The following is a 23,055-nucleotide window of genomic DNA, read 5'->3' as shown; positions in this document are numbered from 1 at the left end:
AAGTATAGTTAATTAAATCCAAAACTACACTTAACCGCAAACATACTAAGAGAGCCATAATAATACTGGCTCCCTGCTTTTAACAAATTAACAACCACGGACTCTTCAAGCCCTACTTCTTTAAATCGCTTATGGTAGGCAAAGGGCGAAATATAATTGAGGCTGCCGTGGTATCGCCTGTTGCACAATATTAACTTCTTGACACCATGTTAAAGCCAACAATAAAAGTTTAATGGATTTATGTTATTAGTGAAGCATATTAACATTTGCCGTTAAATAAAGCAAAGTAAGCCGCGATTTACTCGTGCTTTTCTATTTAAAGGATACGGGGCAGATAAATGAAAGAAAAAGTATTTTATTCACGTACTTCGATTTCTTAAACTATTCACGATCGAATACTCTAGTGTGTACGAAGAGTTTAGAGCTAATCAAGGCTAGTACCAATTCAAGTCATTAGTATAATGCCATCAATCTCCGTTTTCAAAATAAACCTTAACAGCCTTTTCTTCTTCGGACCATCTAATGCTCTTAATTCGGTCGCTAGTATAATATTTTAGCTTATCAGTGCGAAAGCATTTCATATGTTTTTTGTACGTGTTTTCAAACAGTGTTTGTTGTTCTTTGAACAACTTCGCATAACCTGGGATACCTGCAAACACTATATCCACTCTCCTTCTATGGAAAATATTTATTCTGACTAGTGAATCTTTCAATATCGTCTCCTAATTGCAGATTAGGACATACATACAGCAAAGTTGTATACAATTTTCTATGCCTTAATTGTCGACTTATCAAAGATAATTCAATGCCTGATTCAAACATAAGGGTTGCCATCGTATGTCGAAATTGATGAGCAGTAATCTTTTTCTTAATCTTCGACTTTAAAGCAATGGAATCTATTATTTTCTGAAGTGACCCATGGTTTAATTTTTGGTTATCTTCAAAAAAGACCTCATGATTTCCCGATTTCTCCCATATTAGCCATTTCGGGTGATTAAAAAAATGAATAAATATATTTCTAACCGATTCAGGAAAGTGTACAGATGCAGCCTTTGTTTTTTGTCCTTTCTCCACATAAATTACTTTCGATTCCAAATTTATATGTTCCTTTCGAAGATGAATAATTTCATTAGCTCTTAATCCGCAGGTTAATAGAACCATTAATAAGAGATAATAATGTTTGCTAAACGGATCCTTTTTTTTTGCCCCGTTCAATAAATTCAAACACTGATTATAACTTAATGCCCTGTTTAATAATTTCCGTTCATAATAAGGATTCGGATAAGAACTCATGACGTTTGACTCAATCATGTCGTAGTTCGCAAGAAAGGAAAAGAAACTCCTTAAAACTTCAATAGTTTGATATAAAACCCCCTTTGAGCATCCAGATTCCTTCAATGCCAGGATGTACTCATCAATAATTACCTCGTCAATTGGCTGAAAAGTGTTGTCAACAGGATTAAAGTAAAATTTATTAAAATCAAGAGGTGCTTCCATTCCACTCATCAATAAAAACCTTTCAAATCTTTTCAGATGATATTCATAGCCTTTTTTTGTGGAATCCGCTAAATTTGAATGGTTATGCCACCTTCTGTAATATACTGAATCAATCAATATCCCATTATTATCCACCTTTAAAAACCTCCTTAAAATAAACTAAGTTTAGCCAATGGGTGTTTTTCAATTGCCGACTGTATTTGGTAATCAAACATATTAAGGTATACTTCCGTCGACGTAATAGTTTTATGTCCCAGCAATTTGGAAATAGTATAAATATCAACACCAGACTCAAGAGCATAAATAGCAAAAGAATGTCTAAAGCTGTGAATACCTAGCTTCTTATCCTTTTCTATTACGCCTTGGCCTTTTAATTTTTTAACTAGTTGATCAACCATTATTTCAATTGCTCTCCCAGTCAATGGTTTTTGACCACCATTATTAGAAAATAAATAAAGAGCTTTATACTCACCCACTGAAAGTTTCTTTAACATATGACCATAGGTAAAATCAATATAATCCTTTAGCCTTATAAGTCCTACCTCCATAATAAACCTCATGTGATAAGCATTTTTGTCTCCCTTAGGTCTGACCCTCAATCTTTTTTGATCAAAGAATACATCTCCAACTTTCAAATTAACCAACTCGTCAAGACGTATGCCACTACTTAAGAAGGTAATTATAATGGTGAAATTTCTAATAGCGTTTTGGGATTGACGGCATTCATTCAACAAATGAAGAATTTGATTCCTAGTAAAGGCCTTAGGTAGGTCATTTTCCGTTGACCTTATTTGTAAAACGCCCCGCTTGTCAAAAATTTGATTAATTCTCTTCTTATCAAGAAATTCCAAACATGTGTCCTTGATAAAACTCCTAAGGAAAGCCGCCTTTTTGTTTCTTGTATTAACGTTTTTAGCACGCTCCAAATAATCAGCCAGAAATCCTGGTGTAGTAACTTCACTTACTAATTGATTTTCACCTCTTTCTTGTTTCGCTTTGCAGTATGACAAAAATAATTTAGCCTCCGTTTTATAGGTTTTTCTGGTGCTGTTTGAAAAAGTTTTATAATCGGTTTCGCTTACCGTTAAAAACTTATCTAAAGCATCTGAGATAGTTGGTTCTATATTAATTGGAGAATCTTGCTTAGACTCTTTGAAGGTGCTAAGCCCAGGAAAATTAGCTAACGCCTTTTCTAAGTCATTTATTTTATGCACTTTTAATATATCCTCCAATAGCTTTGAAACCTGATCTGAACTTCTGTCTTCTCTTCGTATTGGCACAATTTTTCTCCTTAATATTTTATTTTATTGACACTGTTTATTAACGATTCGTCACTGCGGTGTAGATACTTTGATGTTGTGTTTAACGATTTATGTCTCGCTAAAAGCCTTAACGTATTGGGATTACATTTTTGCATTTCCGACAATTTTGTTATAAAAGTATGCCTAAAAATGTGAAGTCCATTAAAATGCATAGTTCCCGCAAGTAAACAAAAAACTCTATGACGTCCAGAAACTTTTTGGTTAGTAAAATAAGGTTTCTCAAAAACAAGACCTTTTTTTATTTTAATTGGGAGCTCATTAATTGTTGAAAGAATTAATGATGGCAAAGGCAATCTATGATACTCTTCCCCTTTACCTTTGAAAACAAGAGTTTTGGTTTCTTCATTAATATCATCCCATTTTAACCGCAATACCTCATCAATTCTTAAACCAAGGTACAACATGAATTGATACATAAGAATATCCTTTCTTTGGTTATCGGAAAATTCAATAACTGTATTGAAGAATTTCTGTAATTCATTTGAACTTGGAATATCTCTGTAGACATAGCTATCCGCCTGAATATTACTAATTTTTTTCATGTTTAGTAAGCTATAACCTAAGTGAACAGAGACTGAAAAAAAATGTCTAAGGTCTATTATTTTTTTATTTGCAGTAAGCCTAGACAGTTCTCCTTTGTTTATTAACCCTATTAAATAAGAACGATAATCCTTTAAACAGTCAATTGTGATTTTCCAAACAGGAATGGTATTTATGGTATATTGATCAAAATCCTTATACACTGAACAAACCCAGGAAAAAAACACTTTTATTATGCTCCTAAAGCTCTTAATACTGCTTTCCATCCAACCGTTTTTAACTAGGAATTTTTCGCATTCATTTACTGTTTCATGACTAAAGCTCTCCTTTTTACCATTACGATTCAATAAATTTTTCTTTTTACAAAAAGGGGTAATCTTTGAATAGAACTTATTCAGGTAAAACATAACCGCTGTGTTTTTCGTTACATTAAAATAAAACTCAATATTATGAAGGTCTTCTTTTTTTAAATCACCCATGGGCTTATTAAGTTTTTTGCAGCAATTCATTAACACTGACTCTAACGCCGTTATTATTTTGAAAAAAATATCAGAGTCGAGATGTTTATATCCGACCAAAAACTTCTTCACAAATGGTGGAAAGTGATTCCCTTTCAACTCAATTAACTTCTCCACTAGGGTCATTTGTTCAACCCTATTAGGAAACTCGAACTTAATTCCTAAATTACTGCTGGACAATTCTATCACTTCCTTTATAAGGTTTCCTTTATGTTGTCCAGTCACTTGGGATTTAATTCCGAATATTTCGTATAGAAATTCTTCTTTCGAAATTTCTTTCGGAGAATTAGCATTCTGCGAAAGGTTTTGGTCCTCTTTTCCATTTTTATTTTTCATAGGATTTTTTGTCCCCCTTATTTATCGTTCTTAACTCTTCTTCAATGATAATTCGAAAACAATAGTAAAGGAAAAACGACACTGTCGATGCTCTTTCCAAAACAAAAACAGTCCCCTAACATAGGGAACTGTTTTTGTTTTGGAAAAATATTCATTGGACAATTCGTCCACTAACTAATGTTATTTAATGTTTCTTTAATTCTATTCGCAGCTATTATTGTTTCATCTAAGGAGTCCTTCTCTAGCAGGTCCACTAATGCCTTTAAAGCACTGTTAATCTCATTTCTTGCATCTTCATTAGTATTATAAATTTTTGCCAGCCGCCGAATGGACCTTCTATTTTTTAGTGAATCGAATGGTGCAATTGGATCTCCTAAAATTTCATCCCTATGTATTCCCAACTCCTCAAGCATAAGTATATCTTGAGCCTTAATGTTTCCACTTTTCCCGCCTAACACCTTATATATGCCATTGGGATTCTTATAGCCAAATTTTTCTTGAAGCCTTTGTAACATTTCTTTAAATCCACGCTTTTCTAAGGCCTTACTTAAATTATTTAAAATTGTTTCTTTATATCCCCTGCTTGTTTTGTTTTCTTTAAATTCGAACGGAAAGTTATCTTTTTCGTAAACTGATGCGATGTTTTTTACTTGGATTAAATCGCGGATATTTTCATCATGCTTTCTTTTGTTAAGTTTAAATGTATGGACATTAATTTCAATATCTTGTTTATTCATTATACTTTTTTCTATCTCATCGTATATATTTTTTGTGACATTTAAATAAATTGATTGCTCATTAGAGAAATCAGAACATCTCAATTGTATAAATCTTTCCTTTTTATTAGACAGGTCTTCCATAAATCACCATTCTCTTTTTTACTTCCATTTTTATCAGTAATAAATATTTTCATACTTAAAACTACATTAAGGTATAAGTTTAAGGAAGGCGGCCCCTCCTCCTACTTGTTTCTCTTCTGGATTTCCTATATATGAAAAACTTGTACAGTTTGTCCTGGTACATGGACTATTACTCTTCTAGGATCTTCCCGAACAATGATAAATACAATAAAATAAGGACCCCACTAATTGGGTCCTTGTTTTTAAAACCTTATTGAAGATAAGCACCCGTTAATTTAAGTACATAATTTCACAAACTTGATAAATGATTGATTCCTAAATCATTTTTATTACTCAATTTCTTCGAAAAATGTAATTCTGTTTGAGAAAGGATCGATAACTGTTAATTCAATGGTATTCCAAGGGGTTTTTTCAATAGTTGGTTTAGAGTATCGATATTCCTTTTTTGATAATGAGGTATGAAAACTTTCTAAATCATTTGTTTTAATCCGAATTGCACTACCTGGTGTTGAATCACCATGATGCTCGGATAGATGTAAAACTGCATTATTTAAAGAAACTTGAAAATAAACAGGCATATTTTCCGAATACTGATGTTTCCAATCCGTTTTAAAACCTAAGTAATTTATGTAAAATGAGTGAGCCTTTTCAATATCGAAAATTCGAAAGATAGGTGTAATCATGTAAAATAACACTCCTTTTTCATTAGTTTATATGACTTAATCATCAACTTCTATTGTGAATTGACCTCATTCTTAAAATAATCCTTCTTCCATCAAACTTCCCCTTTAGTTCAATAAAAAATGCTGCACCAGCAGCACCTAAAAAAATTTCTTATATAACTCACGTCTCAAATGTCCACTCAGGTATGCATAGACTCTAGTGGTTTCGCTTTTTTCGTGTCCCATTAAATTTTGTATAACCTCTAATGGTGCCCCATTATTAATAAGTGTAGTTGCATAGCTATGTCTAAGTTGATGTGGATGAATGCACTTATTTATTCCTGCTCTTTTGGAAATCTGTTTTATGACATATCTCATTTGTGCAATACTCATTCGATGTGGTGCTCGAATCGTAACGAACAGAGCCTGTTGATCATCAGCTCTTTCTTCTAGATATCTTTTTAACCAAATACTACATCGAGTATTAAAATACACTTCTCTTTCTTTTTTTCCTTTTCCAAAAACGATAACGGATTGTTCTGCCATATTGATTGAGTGCTTATCTAAGTTTACAACTTCTCCTATCCTACAGCCTGTTGAATACATAAATTCAAATAAAGCTTTCTCAAAAGTTGTTTTACCTGCCTCACGAAGTAATTCAATTTCCTCTTCCGTAAGAAACTTAGGAATTCTACTCTCTGGCTTAGGTTCTTTAATAGTAGATACCGGGTTAATCGAAACGTATTTCTCTTCTTGAGCCCATTTAAACAATGATTTTATAAAACGTATCCGATGAAAGAGACTAGATGCTTTTAACTCCGCAGCAACTTCTCCAAGATATAATTTAATGGATTCTGTTGTAATATCAGTGATTTTAATATCTCCAAAGTACTTGATTAATAAAGACATTTGCACTTTATATACCTTTAAGGTTTGAGAAGAATATCCCTGAATTTGTTTATCTGCTTTATAAAGATTCCAGGCTTCAGATACAAGCATAATGAACAACTCCCTGACCGTTCTATTATTAACATTATCCGCCTGAAAACTAAAAAATATACTAGTTTTATAGAATTCTATTAAGTAATTGCACCCGTTTGTTTAAGACATTTCTTCACAAACTGCCCTTTTTTAATACAGGAATGCTGTCTCATTAGTTAAAAAGGCAAATTCTTAATATTCCAGTTGGGTTAGATCAATAATAAATTAACAAAAAGATAGTTAATCCTTCCTGGTTTAACACCCGTTTGCTTGCAAGGGCTTTCTACTTTAATTCTTGCTATCTTTGATTTCAATCTTTAACCCTTTGATTTTTGGTGGATATGATTCAAGAATAGTTCCACCATACCAAACTGTTACATTCTGACCTACCTCTAATTCGTCTAACATTGTTTCCTCATCTACTCCTACGTGTATTAATGTATCTGTACTAAATATTTGGTGTTCCTGTGTCACTTCAAGTAAAAAGCCCCTGTTAGATGTTTGTTTTTTAACGTATCCCTCAACACCAGGACCAGTAATTTCTTCACTGTTGGCTACCTTTTCATCATCGTTCTTTTTAATATTATTGTTATCATTGTTCAAGCAACCCACAATGATTACTAAAAGGCTAACTACCACTAATGAGACTGTTCTTTTACTTAACATAAAAATCCACTCCATTTAAACTGACGAGAAAATTATGAGTTGTGTATCATCCTTCTTAGACAAACCTGCCCCTTTTGTAGAATAAAAAGGACATTTGTAAAGGCAGCCGTTCTTTAAGCAGTGCACCCATTAGTTGAAGATAAACTCTTACTTTGTTAAGAGAACAACGACACTGTTTTAAGCTAATAGTTTATTTACTTATGGACCTTAACATACACACTTCCAAATAGTTTATCTCCAATATAAGCATCTAATTTCCACATCCCACTCTTTGGTAATGACATATTTGATGGGGCGTGTCGGTCTGCTCCGTTATTATCACCACCTAGTCCGCCTTCTACCACAGTTATTTGCTCTTCATCATTCTCGTGTATAGCAATTACTTTAAGTTTTCCATTAAACTCATGGTCTTCTCCCCAAAAATGCCACATATACTTTTGAGTTTTATTTGGATAAAATCTAACAACCTCACTATCATCATAAATGAAACCTAAACGCCCTTTTTCACCAATCATAGTGTAATTACCAGATTTGAATAAAGGACTTTGATTCCATTTTTGTGCTGAATTTTTATTTTCCACATTTGTATTTATGGTTTCCTTATTCTTATTTGTACACCCAACAGTAGTTAAGATAACAATAATCGAAATAATTGCAACAAAACTTTTTCTATACATAAACACCACTCCACTCTTTTTATGAATATATTCTCAGTCAGCTTTAAATATCCTTCCTTCAACTAACCTGCCCGTTAGTCGTAAGCTGATTGTATTAGTTATTTTAAGAGTATTTTTAAACCTTCCTCAATTTCCGTTTCTAAGTCATTATTGGATAAATCATATAATGTTCCTGAACCTCTAATATACCCACCGAAGTAATACCACAACTCAATGTAATAAGCATAAAAATCATCACCTTCAAATTTAGGTCCATCAAAATCAATAACTATTTGTGACCTATACTCCTTTTCGAAACACTGTTCAGTAGTTGAAATTTCATTTTCATCTCCATCAATGTCCCTGCACACCCAAATTCCTAGGTTTTGTTTTCCTTGGCTTTCAAATACACTTGCATATTTTCTTTGAAGCACTTTCCCCAATTGTTCCCCTAGGCTTTCTAATTCAGCTATTTTTCTTTTTAACTTCTCGTTCATCTCACTTTCTGGAACACTAAGGTACATTTTATCAATTTCTTCTTGTTTATCTTTTTTAAAAAACTTTCTAAATATCAATTAGGATTCCACCCAACAAAAGAGAGTTTGTTTATATTCCTCTTAAGCTAACCTGCCCCGTTACTTCAATATCAACGTGTTTATTTCTATATTCAAGGCAATAATTCCTCTAACACAATCCTTAAGGAGGAATTGATTTTGCAATTAACAAAAGCCTGGGAACTTTATGAATCGGATAAGAGGATTGAAGGATTCTCTCCACAGACATTAAAAGCATATAGACTCCAATCTAAGTTACTCATCCATCACTTTAATGATGTAAGTATTGGATCAGTAACAACCGATCAGTTGAAAGGATACCTAGCAAAATCCAGTGTACACTTAAAACCATCAAGTTTAGCTCATCGGATTCGATTTATTAAATCACTATTTCGTTGGTCACACGAGGAAGGGCATATTCAAAAAAATCCAGCTGCAAAAATTAAAGAACCTAAACAAGGAAAACGGATTCCGAAATTTTTAACGGAGAGAGAAATTGAACATTTGAGGGAAGCGTGTTTTTCTCCAATGGAAAAAGCATTATTTGAATTTATGTTTTCAACAGGTTGTAGAATAGGAGAAATTGTTTCTCTTAATAAAAATAGTATTAATTGGTCAAATCGCTCTGCAATTGTACTTGGAAAGGGTGATAAGGAAAGGGAGGTTTACTTTAATATACGGTGTGAAATCTGGCTTAAGCGATATTTAGATCTTCGCCAAGATAATGACCCAGCTATTTTTGTTACGGAACGACATCCGCACCGGATGAGCATTGGTCAGATGAGGTACATCATAAAGCGAATATCAAGCCGTGCAGGGATCAACAAAGAAATACATCCACACCAACTACGCCACAGCTATGCCACCCACCTATTGAACAACGGAGCTCCTATCGATGTTATTCAAAGTTTACTAGGGCACGAAAAAAGCGAAACCACTAGGATTTATGCTCAGTTAAGTGGCAGCCTTAGAAGTGAATTTTATAGAAAATATTTTTAGTGATAAATGGCAAAAGGCATCGGACAATTCCGCTGCCTTTTTACTCTTGCCACCCATTAGCTTAACAAGTTTATTTAAAAGGTTCCAATTATTGTGAATTTTAAAATACACATTTCTTGTTTAGACCTTTCTTTATTATGATTCCTACAACTAATCCAGGAATTACACACAACATTGGGAGCCAAATAGGTCCGAGTAAAACCCCAAATAATAAAAAATTTGAGGAATAAATACATCCCACTGTAACAAAGTAGGCAGAAAACACAAAGGGAAGAAAAGAGTACCTTTCTTTCGCTCCTCCAGCATCCTTATAGGCATCCCACATTGCATAAAAATATAAACATGGATAAAACATTAACCACTGATAATCTGCCTGTCCAATCGCATTTTGAATATCTCCTTGAAAACTTGCAATAATCACAACGTTGAAATTCGCTTGAACATTTATAAGTAACTCTAATATTATCAAAACAATCCCTTTAATTACTTTTCCGTTTAGAAACTGACCAAACCCAGGAAGGGCAATGCTCCACAATAATTTCTCAATTGCATTTTTCACATGATCCCAACCCCCTTATGATTTGGATCTTTTCATAGAAATGTTATTTTTTATAAAATTTGTTTCTATCAATGGGTTGTGGCGGTTGCTCCATCCAGCCTCGTTCAATCAAAAGTTTAAGCCCTTCGTCACCGTACTTCATTACCTCTCCTATAACAAGGAAATAATGGGACGCTAAATCTCTTCTCATTGAGACAGACAATGCATCTGCAAGTGCAGAAATAGCTATTTGGTTTGAAGTAGCTATAATAAACAGTATTAATCTTTCAGAAAATGGAGAAATTGTTGAATTTGTTACCTCCATAGTCATTGGGAATCCGATAAAATGATCATTTTCTTTTAATAACTTATCAAATATATCCACTTGCTTTTCAGCCAGTTTTTTTCCCTTTAATAAATAGTTCTTTATTTCCTTGTCTTTTGTTACCTGTATTAATCCCATCAAAAGGATTAGACCAATTGCATTTCTTTCGATTTCCATAAAAAGTTCTGTTATTTCTAAAGTATTTAGAGGTCTTTTCTCACCTAACCAGGTATTTATTAATGAGGGTTGATCTTTAATAAACTCAACATTTTTTGGATACTCCATCTTTGGAGGTCGATCATTTAATCCTTTTGAAAGCATAAGGTTTAATGCTTTCTTATGTAATTCCGTCTCACTGTTTAGACACTCCTTAAAAAAATTATAAATATCGATTCGAGTCACTCTAGAAAGAGTATTAGCGTACTGAGGAATAATTACTTGTCCTCCACGATATAGAAAACTTAATGCAAATAAGTCTGTATAAAGGGCAGGGGCTGATAAGTCAATATCTTTATCCGAAAATCCCTTTGGTATTGGGAAGTTTTCTTTTTCAAAAATTGTTTCGATTTTCCCAATAATTGTTTCAACCAAAACCTCAGCTTCTTTAATAATTGGCTTTATCTCAGGTATTGAACAAAATATTTGTAAAAACATCTTACAGCTGTGTTTTGAATATATGATCTCCACAGAGTTGCGATTTCAGCAGTAGTTAATTTAATAGGTACATGATTATTTTCCATATCCAAAAACCCCCCTATATAATCAATTGAGGATAGTATCCCCTAAAATAGAAAAAGTATCTATGGAAAGGGCTTATTTATTAAGTGCGTTTTTTTAAGCCTCAAATTCGTAATATTATTGATGAACTAACTCACTGCTTCTTTCTCTGATTTTATATCATATTGAAAAAAACTATACACTATACATTTCTTCTCTCACTATCCTGCCCCGTTAGTAAGAAAAAAGCCGCCATTGGCAGCTGGATGTTAAAGTAAACCAGCTAATAGGAGTCAAGAATTTCTTATAAAAATATTTATTCTCTCGTGTTATACTTTTAAAGGCACGCCAAATAACCCTCCAAATACTGTTTGGAAGGTTTTTCATTAGTTGCTTTTTCTTGTTGTTTAAGCCATATCTAGGAAGGGCTCATTCCTTTTTAGAATTGCATAAATCCAGTGTAGAAGCTTATTTACACACGCTATCATTGCTACTTTTGAAGGCTTTCCTTCATTTCGTTTCCGATCATAGTACTCTTTTAGCTTTTTATTCCTGGAGCTTCTTATACCGCATAATACGGCCATATACAAAGCGTGCCGTAAACGGCTTGAACCTCGTTTAGTAATGTGATTTATCGTAGCTGTGAACTTTCCTGATGAATGGACACTAGGATCTATTCCTGCATAAGCTACAAGTTTTTTAGGGTGGTTAAACCGGTCAACTTCCCCGATTTCGGAAATAATCGTTGCAGCGATTTTTCCTCCTATGCCGGGAATTGATTGGATTATCTTATATTCTTCACTCTCTTCTGCCAGGACATCTATCTGCCTCTCCAAGTTGGATAGGTGCTCCTGGTACTGAAGAAGCATAGAGATATACATATCTAAACTGTACAAGTGGCTTTGATATATACATTGTTGGAACGGATTTCGCTTGGCTGAAGCCATTAATTTAGCTACTCTCTCCCTGGCCCAATTCGCAGAACGTTTTACACGCATTTCCTCAATTCGCTCCATTATCTTTCCTTCACCTGCACTCAAAACATCTTGAGATGTGGGAAAATCCTTCAATACCTGAAGAGAGACTTTTGAAAACAAATCTCCAAACACTCCCCTGTATTCCGGAAATACCTGATCAAGAATAGTATGAAATTGAAGTTTTGCCTGAACGTAAAGGTTCGTAACGGTTTCGTATTGCCTTGATAACGTTCTTAGATTTAGAAGTCTTAATCCTCTTTTTTTATAAGGCTCAAAATCTTCCTTGTAATAAAGAACACAAAGATGATATGCATCAACGGCATCCGTCTTTACTTTTCTAAGGCTTGTTTTCTTGGCTTGATGAGAAATAATCGGATTTACCAAGATATATAGATATTGATTTTCCTCTAGACATTGAATAATTGGTGTGTGGTAATGTCCTGTAGATTCAAGAATCACCGCTGGTCTAACCCCAGTTTTCCTCTCTATTCCTTTTAAAAAGGAAGCAAATGAATCCAAATCCTCCTTGATATGCTTTACACTGAAGCTTTTTCCATATGGCCTATCCTTATCTAAGAAGGCTTGGGCCTCACTTTCTCCCTTGGCCACATCCAGGCCAACTACTGGATTCAATTTCATCTCTCCCTCGTTGTACTCACCAGTAACCCCTATACCTTCCTGTAGTTTCATAGCTTCGCTTGTTATACGAGATCACATTGTCCCAACCAGCCTCAAACATCTTTCTACAAGTAGGGGGTGAACAGTTTAATCCTCGGGATCTATTCCCACGCACCCGTACGTTCTACCCTGGCTACTGAAATAATAGGTCCTATAAAAAAAAGAGCCAACCAGTAAAAACTGGTTAACTCTATAATACGAAGCACCCGTTAGTTTAAGTGTATTTATTCACAAACTTAAGACCTTATTAGACACCTGCCTGTTTCCTTTCTATACGTCCGTCCTTTATTCGTTGGTATAAATTTAAATGCGGTTACAGATAATATCCCTATAACAAATTAGGGGGTTATGAAATGGAAGGAGCAACCACAAGTAATAATGGAATGAGCACTTCTAATAAACTAAACCTTTCAGGTCTTGGTGTTGGAGCAATTGTACTAACCACTCTTTATACTGCTGTTTTAGCTTCGCAGTTAATGGCTACCAAACATAAAGTCGATTACCTTTATTACAAAGAAATAACACAAAATAAATAGCTTATTATAGGCGGTGTTTTTTCACCGTCTTTTATTATACATAAAACAGCAATTTGAGCTAAACTGCCCTTTAGTTTAATAAGAAATCAAAAGCCCTTCTCATTCGAGAGGGGCTTTAAATTTAATAAAAAACCTTACTTAATAGGAATAGTAAAATTAACAGGTTTAGACTCAAATGTTGTATCATTGAATACATCGCCTAACATAAGTTTAACCTCTTTTATACTATTTACATCAATTTCTTTTCCATCAGGAGTTAAGAACTCTAAAACAGCTTCTTTTTTAACTCCACCTTGAATTTCTCCAGAAACATCCCCATCAGTTAAGAACATATTTGCATCAAGTTGTATGTCACCAATAACTGCAGAACCTTGATCAGGATAGAAAGATAATTTATTTTCAGTAGTATTTTCTACGTTAATCCCTACTTGAATCTTATCACTAGAAATTTTAACCTCACCAAGTGCAACTATTAGACCTGCTGCATCAGTAGATTGATCACTTGCGTCTACTTTCTTACTTCCATCATCTATTGGCTTATCATCAGATTTAGCTTTCTCTGTTGAACCAGAATCAGTACCTGTAGAAACAGGTTCGTCACCATCTCCACTGAACATAGCAATAACGATGATTAAAACGATTAAACCAATAAATCCTAAACATCCAAACTTAAAAAACTTTTTCAATCCTATCTCCCCCGAATATGTAATAATTTCCTTAGTAATATTATCATAGATATGATAATTAGGTAATATGTTTCATTAAATTCCACATACTACCAATTATTTGTTAATTTTTAACCTTTTGAATGGCATAATAACCCGATTGTACTTTGAATAAAAAGCCCTTCTCAATTGAGAGGGGCTTAATTTTTATTAGCTATTTTATTAAACTAAAGCACCCGTATAGTTGAATAAGGATAACGACTTTCCTGAGGAAAATCATTCAAACTTTTATTATCTGAATTTCATATGAAATATCTCTTAGTCCTAATGGAAGTTCAGCACCCTTAGTAGCTAAGAAATTTTCTAACTCAGCTTTTAAATCTTCACTGGATCGTTCACTTGTCTCATTAATAATTACTTTTAATACTTGTCCTGGTTTACCATTAGGATAATAAACTTGAACATCATAATAATTTTTTTCCTTTATGTAATCCATTGCAATACCTTCAAGCAACAGCATAGCGTGCTCTGTCTGTACTTCTTTTAAATTTCTCTTCAAAATTTTTATATTGTAGTGGCTTAAATCTGCTTTAGATATGTTTTTCTCTAAATATTCCAGTAGCTCTTGCTCACTGTTTGCTTCGTCCATTTCAATCCGGATTATTGAGTCTGTACCACCTACTTGAGAGTTGAATAAACCATATTCATCAAATGCAGCGTTAATAACAGATGCAATACGGTCATCTCGAGCCTTACCATCATCGTCATCGTTGGTAGAAACGTCGTCTTTGTTGATATAAACATCAGATATTAGAAGTACGACAAATGTTATAATTAAAATAGAAATAGATTTTAACTTTTTCATTATACCCTCCTTTTTAAATTCATTTTACCAAATTACCCCAATCAATTGTTGAACTATCCTGCCCCTTTTTTGGAATAAGAAAAGCCGCCTGGTTATGGCAGCTGATTTTAAACATAAGCACCCGTTAGTTTAAGTGAAAGGTTTCACAAATCTATACATAATAATGTGCTTTCTAGATAAATTGGATGCTGACCTTTAGAAAAAAACAATCAAGCTGGCTAATGGACAGCTTGATTAATGATTATTGCTTAATTTATTCTTGGTTATCAATTTCAATAAAATAATTATCCTTTCGGTAAGATACTGCCTCCATGGTTGCTATCAAATTTTCCTCATGAAAAATCTCAATTCGATAAAATCCCGTTCGAAAGTTTCGTCTTTCCTCGGTTGCACGGGCAACTAAAATATCTCCTGGTTTAGCTGATTCCATAAACTGAATTGTTGTAGATAGCCCCATTGATGTTTTCCCAAATGCATTACATGCTACGGAAAAAGCATGGTCTGCTAAAGCATACATAACAGCCCCATGAACAGTACCATATGCATTTACCATATAGCTTTGCACCTTTATTGTTGCTTCTGCAAATCCTGCTTCAAATTTTGTTAATTGGATACCTAACGAATGAGCATAAGGGTCATTTTTAACGTGATCATAAATTTGTTCATAATGTTTCTCATAAATTTCATACTCATCAATTCTCTTCTTCATTAATATCTACCCCTTATTGGATATTTGAAATATTATTAAAAAACTATTTGCACCAATAACATGTAACAAATCGTTCCACCTGCAATTGAAAGGAGCATATTCTTCTTCCAAATGTGAAGAAGTACAACAATTACCACTCCTAAAATTTCAGGGATACCATGACTTCCAGATAGTAATCTTACATCCTTAAAACAATAAATAACCAAAAGTCCAATTACCGCTGAGGGTAACACCTTCCCGAGAAATTGAACATATTTCGGTGTAGATTTACCCGATGGAAAAAAGATGAATGGAAGGAACCTTGTAATCATGGTGCCTAAAACCACCATTGCAATCGTAATTACCTGCTGCGTTAAACTCATTGTCATATGGAGCTAACCTCAACTTTCTCCATTTGCTTTCTACATAGGGTAAGTACCCCAAGAATAGCAATCATAGCTGGAATAATAAAAAGGGTTCCACCAAAAATGAGCAGACTTAAAGCTGATAGGCCAAGACCTAAAACAGCACTAAGGTGCTTTTTCTCTTTCATCCACTGTTCAACGAAAATTACTACAAAAAGAGCTGTCATTACAAATTCAATTCCTTCTGTATTGAACTGTAGATAGCGACCAAAAACACCGCCAATTGTAGAACCTATAACCCAATATGAATGATTCAACAGAGTGACAAAGAACATAAACCAGCCTTTGTCTACATTTTTCGGAATCGTAACCGTATTGTTAATTGCAAAGGACTCATCACAAAGTCCATAAATTAAGTAAAAATTTTTCTTACCAACACCCCTGTACTTTTCCAACATGGATATACCGTAAAATAAATGCCGAGCATTAACCATCAATGTTAGCAGTAGTGCATTTATTGGATTGAAAGATAATAGCAAAAAATTAGCTGCCACAAACTCCATGGACCCTGCAAAGATTAGCAGACTCATTAAAATCGGATAGATTGCACTAAAACCTAATGAATTCATAAAGATTCCATAAGCAATTCCTAAGAACAAAAATCCTGCCAATATAGGTAATGTAAATGGGAAAGCAGTTCGAAGAGCATTCCAAATTTGATTTTTTTGATTGATCTGGTTATGTTTCCTTAGAGGATCTATATCCAATGATTCCTTTGTTTCAACCAACTTAGTAACCTCCTAAACTTCATCAACTGGTACACTGACAGTCCTTTTTTCTGTACTCATTACCATACTTGTTTCAACTCCACTTATAGCAGGATTCTGCATTAAGGAATCGATAATAAAATTCCGATAACTCTCCATGTCCTTTGCTACAATCTTAAGCATATAATCATGGCTACCTGTAAGAGTGTAGCACTCTTGAACCTGCGGATATTTGTTTATATCCTCTAAAAATGAATGAATAGTTTTCCTATTCAGAGGTGATAAGTTGATAAGAACTATTGCTGTGACTTCGATTCCCAATTTTTTCTCATCAACAATAGTAGTAAACTTCTTTATGATACCTGTTTCGACTAGGTTTTTTGTTCTTCCAAGACAAGCAGATGGTGATAGCCCAATTTTCTTTGATAAATTAAGATTTGATATTGATGCATCTTCCTGCAATTCAGATAAAATTGCCTTATCATGTTCGTCAAGAATATTCATCATTGGTTATCCTCCCAATTAATCTTTTTTGAATTATATTTTCATTTAATTTCATATTAAAGAATTATTACTTTAATATCAACAAATTAATAAAATAAAATTTTTATAAATTTAAGTAATTCAGAATAAAGTTCATTTTGTTTTTCTGATTATATAAACAAAGTGTTTTATTTTCCTCCTCAACTTGAATCACACTTATAAAGGGCAGCAACCATCTTTTTCACTATTAAATGAGATCTAAGGAAAAACCAAAAACCCTATCAATTCGGCGAAACAATTCTAGATATTCAATTATTACTTTTTAAACTAAACTCCCTCAATAAAAGAAGCGAAAACACTTATTTACTCTTGTTTTCTTAGAATTTCATAGTTATTTACCTTTCGGTAACTCACTTTATAAATGGAGGATCTTCACTTGAAAGGATATTTTTGGACAGAGTGAGAAAAAAGAGTTAGAACCCACTAACCAATCCCTTAAAGAAAATGGTGGATGAGTAAAAATATAACCGCACTGGTGGATGTCCACATTTACTCATGGAGGTCAACCCTCCCATGTCTCACAGAGTCTTCGCTCTCAAATTCCTTCGTCCAACCTTTCCATGAGGTGGATGTCAGCCATGCTGCCCCACAGGGTCCAAGCCCGTAATTTAGTTGCTTTGCCGACTAATCCGTGCTTCAAATGTCTCCAAAACTATAAAAGCAAGAACTACTACTTATCTAATCTAAACCAAAGTTAAGCTGCCATTTCCGTCTTCTTTGTTACTGCCAAATGAGGGATGTCCTTTAGCATCTTTTCCTCATTAAAATCAAATTGCTTTTTTCCTATACTGAAGAAAATCCGAATTAGTTTATTACACAAAGCAATCAGGGACTGCATCTTCTTTAAATGATTATCCGGACGTTGAGTATAGTAAGCATGTAATGCTTTAAATGCAGAATTTTTGGCGACGAGAATCATACAGACCCTGAATAACAGTGCCCTGAGTTTCTTTCGGCCTCTTTTTGTGATGGTCGTTTTTCCTTTGTGCTTGCCGGATGTATTTTCTTTTAAGCTTAAGCCGGCCAGCTTGATAATCTGCCTTGGATGATTGTATTCACCTAAATCTCCTACTTCCGCAAAGAAGCCGGCAATTGTATCCCTGCCTACACCTTTTATCGCTAACATTTGTTGTACACCTGGTATTTCATCAAGCTGGCTGTCTATTTTGGCGTCCAATTCTTCGAATTGTAACTGAATTAATTCATACTTAGCCAGAATGGTTTTTAGCTCCAGCCTGGCCATTTCAGCACCTTGTCGAAGTCCGATGGACTGGCTAGCTGCCTGTTTTAATTCGCGGATCTTGTTTAATCCAACACTCCTAGATACGGACTTTCTCAAATGGACGAGTAGTTCTTCTTCGGTGAATACAGCTATTTCATGTGGCAAGGCATAGAGCTTTAAGAATTGTAAAGCAGCCTTACCTTCCCATTTCTTAAAAACCTTGAGGTATTCGGAAAATACCGGTCAATCCAGTTGTGCACCTGTCCTTGGACCGTTTGTAGGTCTTCAGTTAAAAGATCGCGTATTTTCTTTGCCACACGGAGTTCTGCATAAACACCTTGCGGTATTGTTGGTTCGGCGTATCTTCCATCCTTGACCAGCTGGGCTATGACCTTGGCATCTTTCACATCATTTTTGGTGGGTGAGTTATCATCCAACTCTTTGCTTTTCTTGACGTGCAACGGGTTTACTGCGACAAACTTTATCCCATTTTCTTTTAAGATATGGGCCAGATTAAACCAATAGTGGCCTGTTGGAGCCCTGCCAACCATCACTTTACTCATACGCTGTTCTTTTTTGATTTCCGAAATCCATTTAAGAAAGTTTTCAAATCCATCTTTTGTATTTTCAAATTGACACGGGGATCCAAACTCCATTCCCCTGAAATCCTGGGCACGAGCCACATGTTTGAATTTCGCAATATCGACTCCTATAATAAGAGTTTGAGAAGTGATTTGAGCAATCTTCTTATTCTGGTTATAATTCATTGTAAAGCCCTCCTGGTGTTTGAGATTTTTGTCCTTTTTGCTTGCCGGCTTCAGGACTCTCTCATTCTACCAAGAGGTTATTTTTTTGTTCAAACTCCATTTTCATTCATTACAGGAATGCTGCCCCGTTTGTTCAATAAGAAAAAAGCTGCCTGGTTCGGCAGCTGTTCTTAAATATTAGCCCTTTAGTGCAATATTAATATTTTTCTCGTTTGTTATCTGTACTAACGGTTGTCCTTGTTAATAACTATACTAAAAGAAATATTGAGTTTATCCCAAACCCAAGCTTGAAAAATTCTTTCTATTTCTATTTTTAATGCTTCATTATCCAAATTCTCATCAATACCTAATTCTTTAAAATTAAATGTTTCTGTCGCCACTGTACCTTCATATTTTGTGCTTCTGAATGAAAAAGTAACTGTCTTATCCAATTTGATTTAACCCTACCTCAACCTGCATAATTTAGCCTTTAATTACAGTTTACAATATTTCCTTCTTCTTTCACTAACCTGCCCCGTTTGTTGCATAAGAAAAAGGCACCCCGCCTGACGCAGCATTACCCTTTGTTAAATCACAACATTTTTCTAAATGAATAGCACCATTTATCATAATCTAATTTGTCTTCGTAAAAACGATGAGCATTGTTTCGCTGTATACCAGATTCTAATGCCACATATTCAGCACCATTATCCTTTGCCCAATTATGTATAAATATTAATAATTTCTCTCCAAATCCATATGATCGGTATGCTTTATCTGTTACCAAGTCACATATATATACGTGACGTTTATTATAAAAGTTAACTCTCCAACTTAAGCCAGCTAAGGATACAATTCGATTATCTTTATATAGAGCATATAAAAAATACCCATCTTTCCTCATTTCTTCAAGTAAGTCCAGATATGCCTTTTCAGTCAAATCAGTTCGTAACTGATGCATAATCGGAAAGGCTTCTAACCATTGTTTCTTGTCTGTTAGCTCTTGTATTGTTTCAACTTCTGAATTATTCACATTAACGCTCCTTAAAATTATTATATTATTAATATTTAATTCAATTTTGAACTCCATAATTCCTTTTTCAATAAACCTGCCCCGTTAGTTGAACAAACAAAAAACAAAAAAATATATCGTAAACTTAGATAACCTAATGATCAGCTGCTAATCGGGCAGCTTTTTCTTTTTAAGTCAAAGGGACTGTTTAGTTGATAATTAAAGTTTAAAAACAATTAAAAATAAACGTTATACTAAAAGAAAGGTGGGAGGGTTATGGAAAAAAAGTTTTTTTGATGGACATCTTAAATAAAAGCTGATTAATATAGCAGATTGGAGCTTTTACATGAAAAAAGTAGTTTTAGCAGGAGGAACAGGCTTTATTGGTGAATATTTCAAGAATAGATTTAAGGAATTAGGATATGAGGTACATATCATATCAAGACAAAAGCAGCATATTTCTTGGGAGGATAAATTGAGTATTCAAGAGGCGTTAGAAGATGCTGAAATTCTAATCAATCTTGCTGGGAAATCTGTGAATTGTCGATACAATGAAGCAAATAAGAATGAAATAATGAATTCAAGAATAAGGACAACAACATTGCTTGGAGAGTCTATACTGCAGTGCAATAATCCACCTGCAATTTGGATGAATTCCAGTACAGCAACTATTTATCGGCACGCAGAAGATCGTCCGATGACTGAAGAAAAAGGAGAGATTGGTTCAGGATTCTCGGTTAATGTGGCAACAGCCTGGGAACAAACCTTCTTTTCTTTTGCCTTACCAAAAACAAGACAAATCGCCTTACGAATAGCTATTGTATTAGGTAAGGATGGCGGTGTTATAACACCTTTTCGGAATTTAGTGAAGTTTGGACTTGGAGGTATTCAGGGAACTGGAACCCAAAAGTTTAGTTGGATACATATTGACGATTTGTTTCAAATCGTTCTCTTTTTGAAAGATAAAGAAGAACTAAGTGGTGTTTTTAATTGTTCTTCACCACATCCAGTCAGTAATCGTGAATTAATGAAAGAACTTAGAAAAACGCTGAATGTTCCATTCGGTTTACCTTCGCCCAAATGGATGCTGGAGATTGGTTCATTGCTAATTAAAACAGAAACAGAGTTGGTGTTAAAAAGTCGATGGGTTCTGCCAGAGCGGTTAGAACGTGAAGGTTACAACTTTACCTTTAAAACAATTGATAAGACCTTGCAAGACATTCTAAAATAAGGAAATGTTTTCTTAATTAAGATTGTGAAGGGGTAACCTTATAGTATCTAAAAGCCACTGCCCTCCTACTTGTACGCTTGTCCATCTCCATAATTGCCATCTCTATTCTAAAATCATTTACAGTTTTCATATTAATAATAGAATGGAGGTTTTAAACTGTGCTAAAGAGTTTGGGGCAAAGAATAAGAAATTTGCGGAAAGAAAAGGTATGACATTAAATGCTTATGCCAAGCAACTTGGGGCAACTGCTGGTTATTTAAGCAATCAAGAAACAGAAAAAACAGAAACCATCCCCTTATCACTCTTGGAAACACTGCAAAAAGAATTTGCCATTTTTCCAGTTGTGTCATCCGAGAAAGAAGATGTTCATCTCACTGATCGTTTTTCAAGTATTCAGCAGCAATATCTCGTTAGTACCCTTAAATCCAGAAGTGGCCGAATATCTTCTTTCATCTTTTGAGAATGGCATTGTTTACTTTTTAAAGGAGAAAGAATAGAACGTTTTACGCTCTATTCTTTTGTTTTAATTGCATTTCAAGAGTCTTTTTTACTTTAGTAAAATTACTAGAATTATTACCCTCGTGCCGAACTCTTCATAAGCGTTACTATCCCATTACCGTACCATTAGAATACGGTGTATTCATTCTCCCAAAAGTGTGTGAAACGCCTTGGCACATAAGGGACAAGCTATTTTTTGTCGCCTAAACTTTTCGGCAAAGGGATAGTGGTGGGATCAAATTTAATTTTTGCAAACTTTCCAACATTCCATGCTCCCCATGAAACCAAGCCAACACCTAAAATTCCAAGACTTTTCTTTTCTTTAGAAGTAAAAGTATATCGTAAGCCTTCTGCTAAATGTGGTCTAGTGTACCCAGACTTTATTAAGTCATTTACATCATCGGGTGACAGCAAAACACCTTCAACATATTGATATCCTTTAGAAATAAGTTCTCTACTTTCTGCATCTGATATTAGTTTGCCGTTTTTCAACCAAGCCATATTTTTACCTCTTTTCGAGCAGATATTTATTAAATTCTGTAAACTTTATCAATACTTAAAATTTTATCGAAAGGAGTAAGAAAAGTAAATTGCTTACAATTGCCATGATTAATTATATCTAATGTTTTATGTACCCGTTTGCTTCTAAAAAATCACTATTGAATATATCCCATTCGTTTGCATATCCTCTTCAACAACTCACACTATGTTATTAGATGATTTATAAACAGTTGAGTATTCTTTCAAGGATTATCTTCGTTTTTCACATATAAATAAGCCATACGAAAAAGTTTGTTCTTTTCAGTTTTAATTAATTCTTCAAATGCTTTTTCGTCACCTCTTATTGCCTTCTTAAGATTTTTTTCAACGGTCATTCAATCACCTCTTTTTCTAAACGTTAGACATTTTAGGATACAAAAACGTTTCATAAAAATTCACAAAAGGAGAAATTTTAGTTGCTGCTTTTCCGAATGTGGACAGCCGTTTTATGCTGTAATAGGAAGAAATTAAATAGATGGGCGTAAGTTCTAAAATTTCGGGGGATTATTTATAAATATTATTACTCGAATAACGTTAGTTTGGCATATAAA

At 34.1% G+C, this 23,055-nt stretch carries 26 protein-coding genes and 1 pseudogene; 4 read left to right on the top strand and 23 right to left on the bottom strand.

What is annotated here, in order from left to right:
• Positions 1-675 precede the first annotated feature (675 nt).
• The 9 genes from ACTHRG_RS09865 to ACTHRG_RS09825 form a co-directional block, all read right to left on the bottom strand.
• On the bottom strand, positions 676-1,632 hold the full coding sequence (locus ACTHRG_RS09865; protein WP_440231094.1) for a tyrosine-type recombinase/integrase: 957 nt from the start codon (positions 1,630-1,632) through the stop codon (positions 676-678).
• 14 nt (positions 1,633-1,646) lie between these two features.
• On the bottom strand, positions 1,647-2,777 hold the full coding sequence (locus ACTHRG_RS09860) for a tyrosine-type recombinase/integrase (RefSeq protein WP_440231093.1): 1,131 nt from the start codon (positions 2,775-2,777) through the stop codon (positions 1,647-1,649).
• 11 nt (positions 2,778-2,788) lie between these two features.
• Positions 2,789-4,213: a tyrosine-type recombinase/integrase gene (locus ACTHRG_RS09855; protein ID WP_440231091.1), complete on the bottom strand. Its 1,425-nt coding sequence runs from the start codon at positions 4,211-4,213 to the stop codon at positions 2,789-2,791.
• Between the two features lie 170 nt (positions 4,214-4,383).
• Positions 4,384-5,073: a hypothetical protein gene (locus ACTHRG_RS09850; protein ID WP_076257295.1), complete on the bottom strand. Its 690-nt coding sequence runs from the start codon at positions 5,071-5,073 to the stop codon at positions 4,384-4,386.
• A 329-nt stretch (positions 5,074-5,402) separates the two neighbouring features.
• Positions 5,403-5,768: a glyoxalase superfamily protein gene (locus tag ACTHRG_RS09845; protein ID WP_286147952.1), complete on the bottom strand. Its 366-nt coding sequence runs from the start codon at positions 5,766-5,768 to the stop codon at positions 5,403-5,405.
• Between the two features lie 126 nt (positions 5,769-5,894).
• Positions 5,895-6,734 carry a tyrosine-type recombinase/integrase gene (locus ACTHRG_RS09840; RefSeq protein ID WP_440231090.1) on the bottom strand — a complete coding sequence of 280 codons (840 nt, stop codon included), beginning with the start codon at positions 6,732-6,734 and terminating at the stop codon, positions 5,895-5,897.
• Between the two features lie 270 nt (positions 6,735-7,004).
• Positions 7,005-7,382: a DUF3221 domain-containing protein gene (locus ACTHRG_RS09835; RefSeq protein WP_076257293.1), complete on the bottom strand. Its 378-nt coding sequence runs from the start codon at positions 7,380-7,382 to the stop codon at positions 7,005-7,007.
• A 194-nt stretch (positions 7,383-7,576) separates the two neighbouring features.
• Complete coding sequence (locus ACTHRG_RS09830; RefSeq protein WP_076257292.1) at positions 7,577-8,059, bottom strand: hypothetical protein; 483 nt, start codon at positions 8,057-8,059, stop codon at positions 7,577-7,579.
• Positions 8,060-8,157: 98 nt separating this feature from the next.
• On the bottom strand, positions 8,158-8,562 hold the full coding sequence (locus ACTHRG_RS09825) for a hypothetical protein (protein ID WP_076257458.1): 405 nt from the start codon (positions 8,560-8,562) through the stop codon (positions 8,158-8,160).
• Between the two features lie 189 nt (positions 8,563-8,751).
• On the opposite strand from ACTHRG_RS09825, the gene ACTHRG_RS09820 reads away from it, so the two are divergent.
• Positions 8,752-9,591 carry a tyrosine-type recombinase/integrase gene (locus tag ACTHRG_RS09820; RefSeq protein ID WP_076257291.1) on the top strand — a complete coding sequence of 280 codons (840 nt, stop codon included), beginning with the start codon at positions 8,752-8,754 and terminating at the stop codon, positions 9,589-9,591.
• Positions 9,592-9,691: 100 nt separating this feature from the next.
• Here ACTHRG_RS09820 and ACTHRG_RS09815 read toward each other — a convergent pair whose 3' ends face one another.
• From ACTHRG_RS09815 to ACTHRG_RS09805, 3 genes are all read right to left on the bottom strand, one after another.
• Positions 9,692-10,150, bottom strand: a complete 459-nt coding sequence (locus ACTHRG_RS09815; protein WP_076257290.1) for a hypothetical protein — start codon at positions 10,148-10,150, stop codon at positions 9,692-9,694.
• Positions 10,151-10,193: 43 nt separating this feature from the next.
• Positions 10,194-11,108, bottom strand: coding sequence for a DUF3231 family protein (locus tag ACTHRG_RS09810; RefSeq protein ID WP_440231089.1), 915 nt, complete (start codon positions 11,106-11,108; stop codon positions 10,194-10,196).
• A 470-nt stretch (positions 11,109-11,578) separates the two neighbouring features.
• Complete coding sequence (locus ACTHRG_RS09805) at positions 11,579-12,781, bottom strand: IS110 family transposase (protein WP_440231088.1); 1,203 nt, start codon at positions 12,779-12,781, stop codon at positions 11,579-11,581.
• Positions 12,782-13,179: 398 nt separating this feature from the next.
• Here ACTHRG_RS09805 and ACTHRG_RS09800 point away from each other — a divergent pair, with 398 nt between their 5' ends.
• Entirely contained in the window at positions 13,180-13,362 is a 183-nt protein-coding gene (locus ACTHRG_RS09800; RefSeq protein ID WP_048009494.1) for a hypothetical protein, read from the top strand.
• Positions 13,363-13,496: 134 nt separating this feature from the next.
• Here the strand turns inward: ACTHRG_RS09800 and ACTHRG_RS09795 are convergent, their stop codons facing one another.
• The 9 genes and pseudogenes from ACTHRG_RS09795 to ACTHRG_RS09755 form a co-directional block, all read right to left on the bottom strand.
• Positions 13,497-14,048, bottom strand: a complete 552-nt coding sequence (locus ACTHRG_RS09795; protein ID WP_139325596.1) for a hypothetical protein — start codon at positions 14,046-14,048, stop codon at positions 13,497-13,499.
• A gap of 259 nt (positions 14,049-14,307) precedes the next feature.
• Positions 14,308-14,892 (bottom strand): hypothetical protein, encoded by a 585-nt coding sequence (locus ACTHRG_RS09790; RefSeq protein ID WP_076263517.1) that lies wholly within the window; start codon positions 14,890-14,892, stop codon positions 14,308-14,310.
• 253 nt (positions 14,893-15,145) lie between these two features.
• Positions 15,146-15,601, bottom strand: coding sequence for a PaaI family thioesterase (locus tag ACTHRG_RS09785; protein ID WP_076263515.1), 456 nt, complete (start codon positions 15,599-15,601; stop codon positions 15,146-15,148).
• 35 nt (positions 15,602-15,636) lie between these two features.
• Positions 15,637-15,969, bottom strand: a complete 333-nt coding sequence (locus ACTHRG_RS09780; RefSeq protein WP_076263512.1) for a branched-chain amino acid transporter permease — start codon at positions 15,967-15,969, stop codon at positions 15,637-15,639.
• Positions 15,966-16,679 carry an azaleucine resistance protein AzlC gene (azlC, locus tag ACTHRG_RS09775; RefSeq protein WP_217695247.1) on the bottom strand — a complete coding sequence of 238 codons (714 nt, stop codon included), beginning with the start codon at positions 16,677-16,679 and terminating at the stop codon, positions 15,966-15,968. The genes ACTHRG_RS09780 and azlC overlap by 4 nt, the downstream gene beginning before the upstream one ends.
• Positions 16,680-16,745: 66 nt before the next feature.
• Positions 16,746-17,219, bottom strand: coding sequence for an Lrp/AsnC family transcriptional regulator (locus tag ACTHRG_RS09770; RefSeq protein WP_076263507.1), 474 nt, complete (start codon positions 17,217-17,219; stop codon positions 16,746-16,748).
• Between the two features lie 730 nt (positions 17,220-17,949).
• Positions 17,950-19,244, bottom strand: a pseudogene (locus ACTHRG_RS09765) (IS110 family transposase).
• A gap of 224 nt (positions 19,245-19,468) precedes the next feature.
• A complete protein-coding gene (locus ACTHRG_RS09760; protein WP_076263504.1) occupies positions 19,469-19,675 on the bottom strand; it encodes a hypothetical protein in 207 nt (68 codons plus the stop codon).
• 140 nt (positions 19,676-19,815) lie between these two features.
• Entirely contained in the window at positions 19,816-20,256 is a 441-nt protein-coding gene (locus ACTHRG_RS09755; protein WP_286149103.1) for a GNAT family N-acetyltransferase, read from the bottom strand.
• A 325-nt stretch (positions 20,257-20,581) separates the two neighbouring features.
• Between ACTHRG_RS09755 and ACTHRG_RS09750 the strand changes: the two genes are divergently transcribed.
• Both ACTHRG_RS09750 and ACTHRG_RS09745 read left to right on the top strand, forming a co-directional pair.
• Positions 20,582-21,466 carry a TIGR01777 family oxidoreductase gene (locus tag ACTHRG_RS09750; RefSeq protein WP_076263502.1) on the top strand — a complete coding sequence of 295 codons (885 nt, stop codon included), beginning with the start codon at positions 20,582-20,584 and terminating at the stop codon, positions 21,464-21,466.
• 142 nt (positions 21,467-21,608) lie between these two features.
• A complete protein-coding gene (locus ACTHRG_RS09745) occupies positions 21,609-21,926 on the top strand; it encodes a transcriptional regulator (protein WP_286149102.1) in 318 nt (105 codons plus the stop codon).
• Positions 21,927-22,153: 227 nt separating this feature from the next.
• On the opposite strand, the gene ACTHRG_RS09740 is transcribed toward ACTHRG_RS09745, so the two are convergent.
• Positions 22,154-22,465, bottom strand: coding sequence for a DUF5516 domain-containing protein (locus ACTHRG_RS09740; RefSeq protein ID WP_076263500.1), 312 nt, complete (start codon positions 22,463-22,465; stop codon positions 22,154-22,156).
• A gap of 242 nt (positions 22,466-22,707) precedes the next feature.
• A complete protein-coding gene (locus tag ACTHRG_RS09735; protein WP_286149101.1) occupies positions 22,708-22,839 on the bottom strand; it encodes a hypothetical protein in 132 nt (43 codons plus the stop codon).
• Positions 22,840-23,055 lie beyond the last annotated feature (216 nt).

Origin of the sequence: Cytobacillus sp. SAFR-174 (assembly GCF_051964675.1) — a bacterium.
Lineage (GTDB): Bacteria > Bacillota > Bacilli > Bacillales > Cytobacillaceae > Cytobacillus.
The sequence above is the reverse complement of the archived record's forward strand: the minus strand, read 5'-3'. Positions and strand labels throughout refer to the sequence as shown.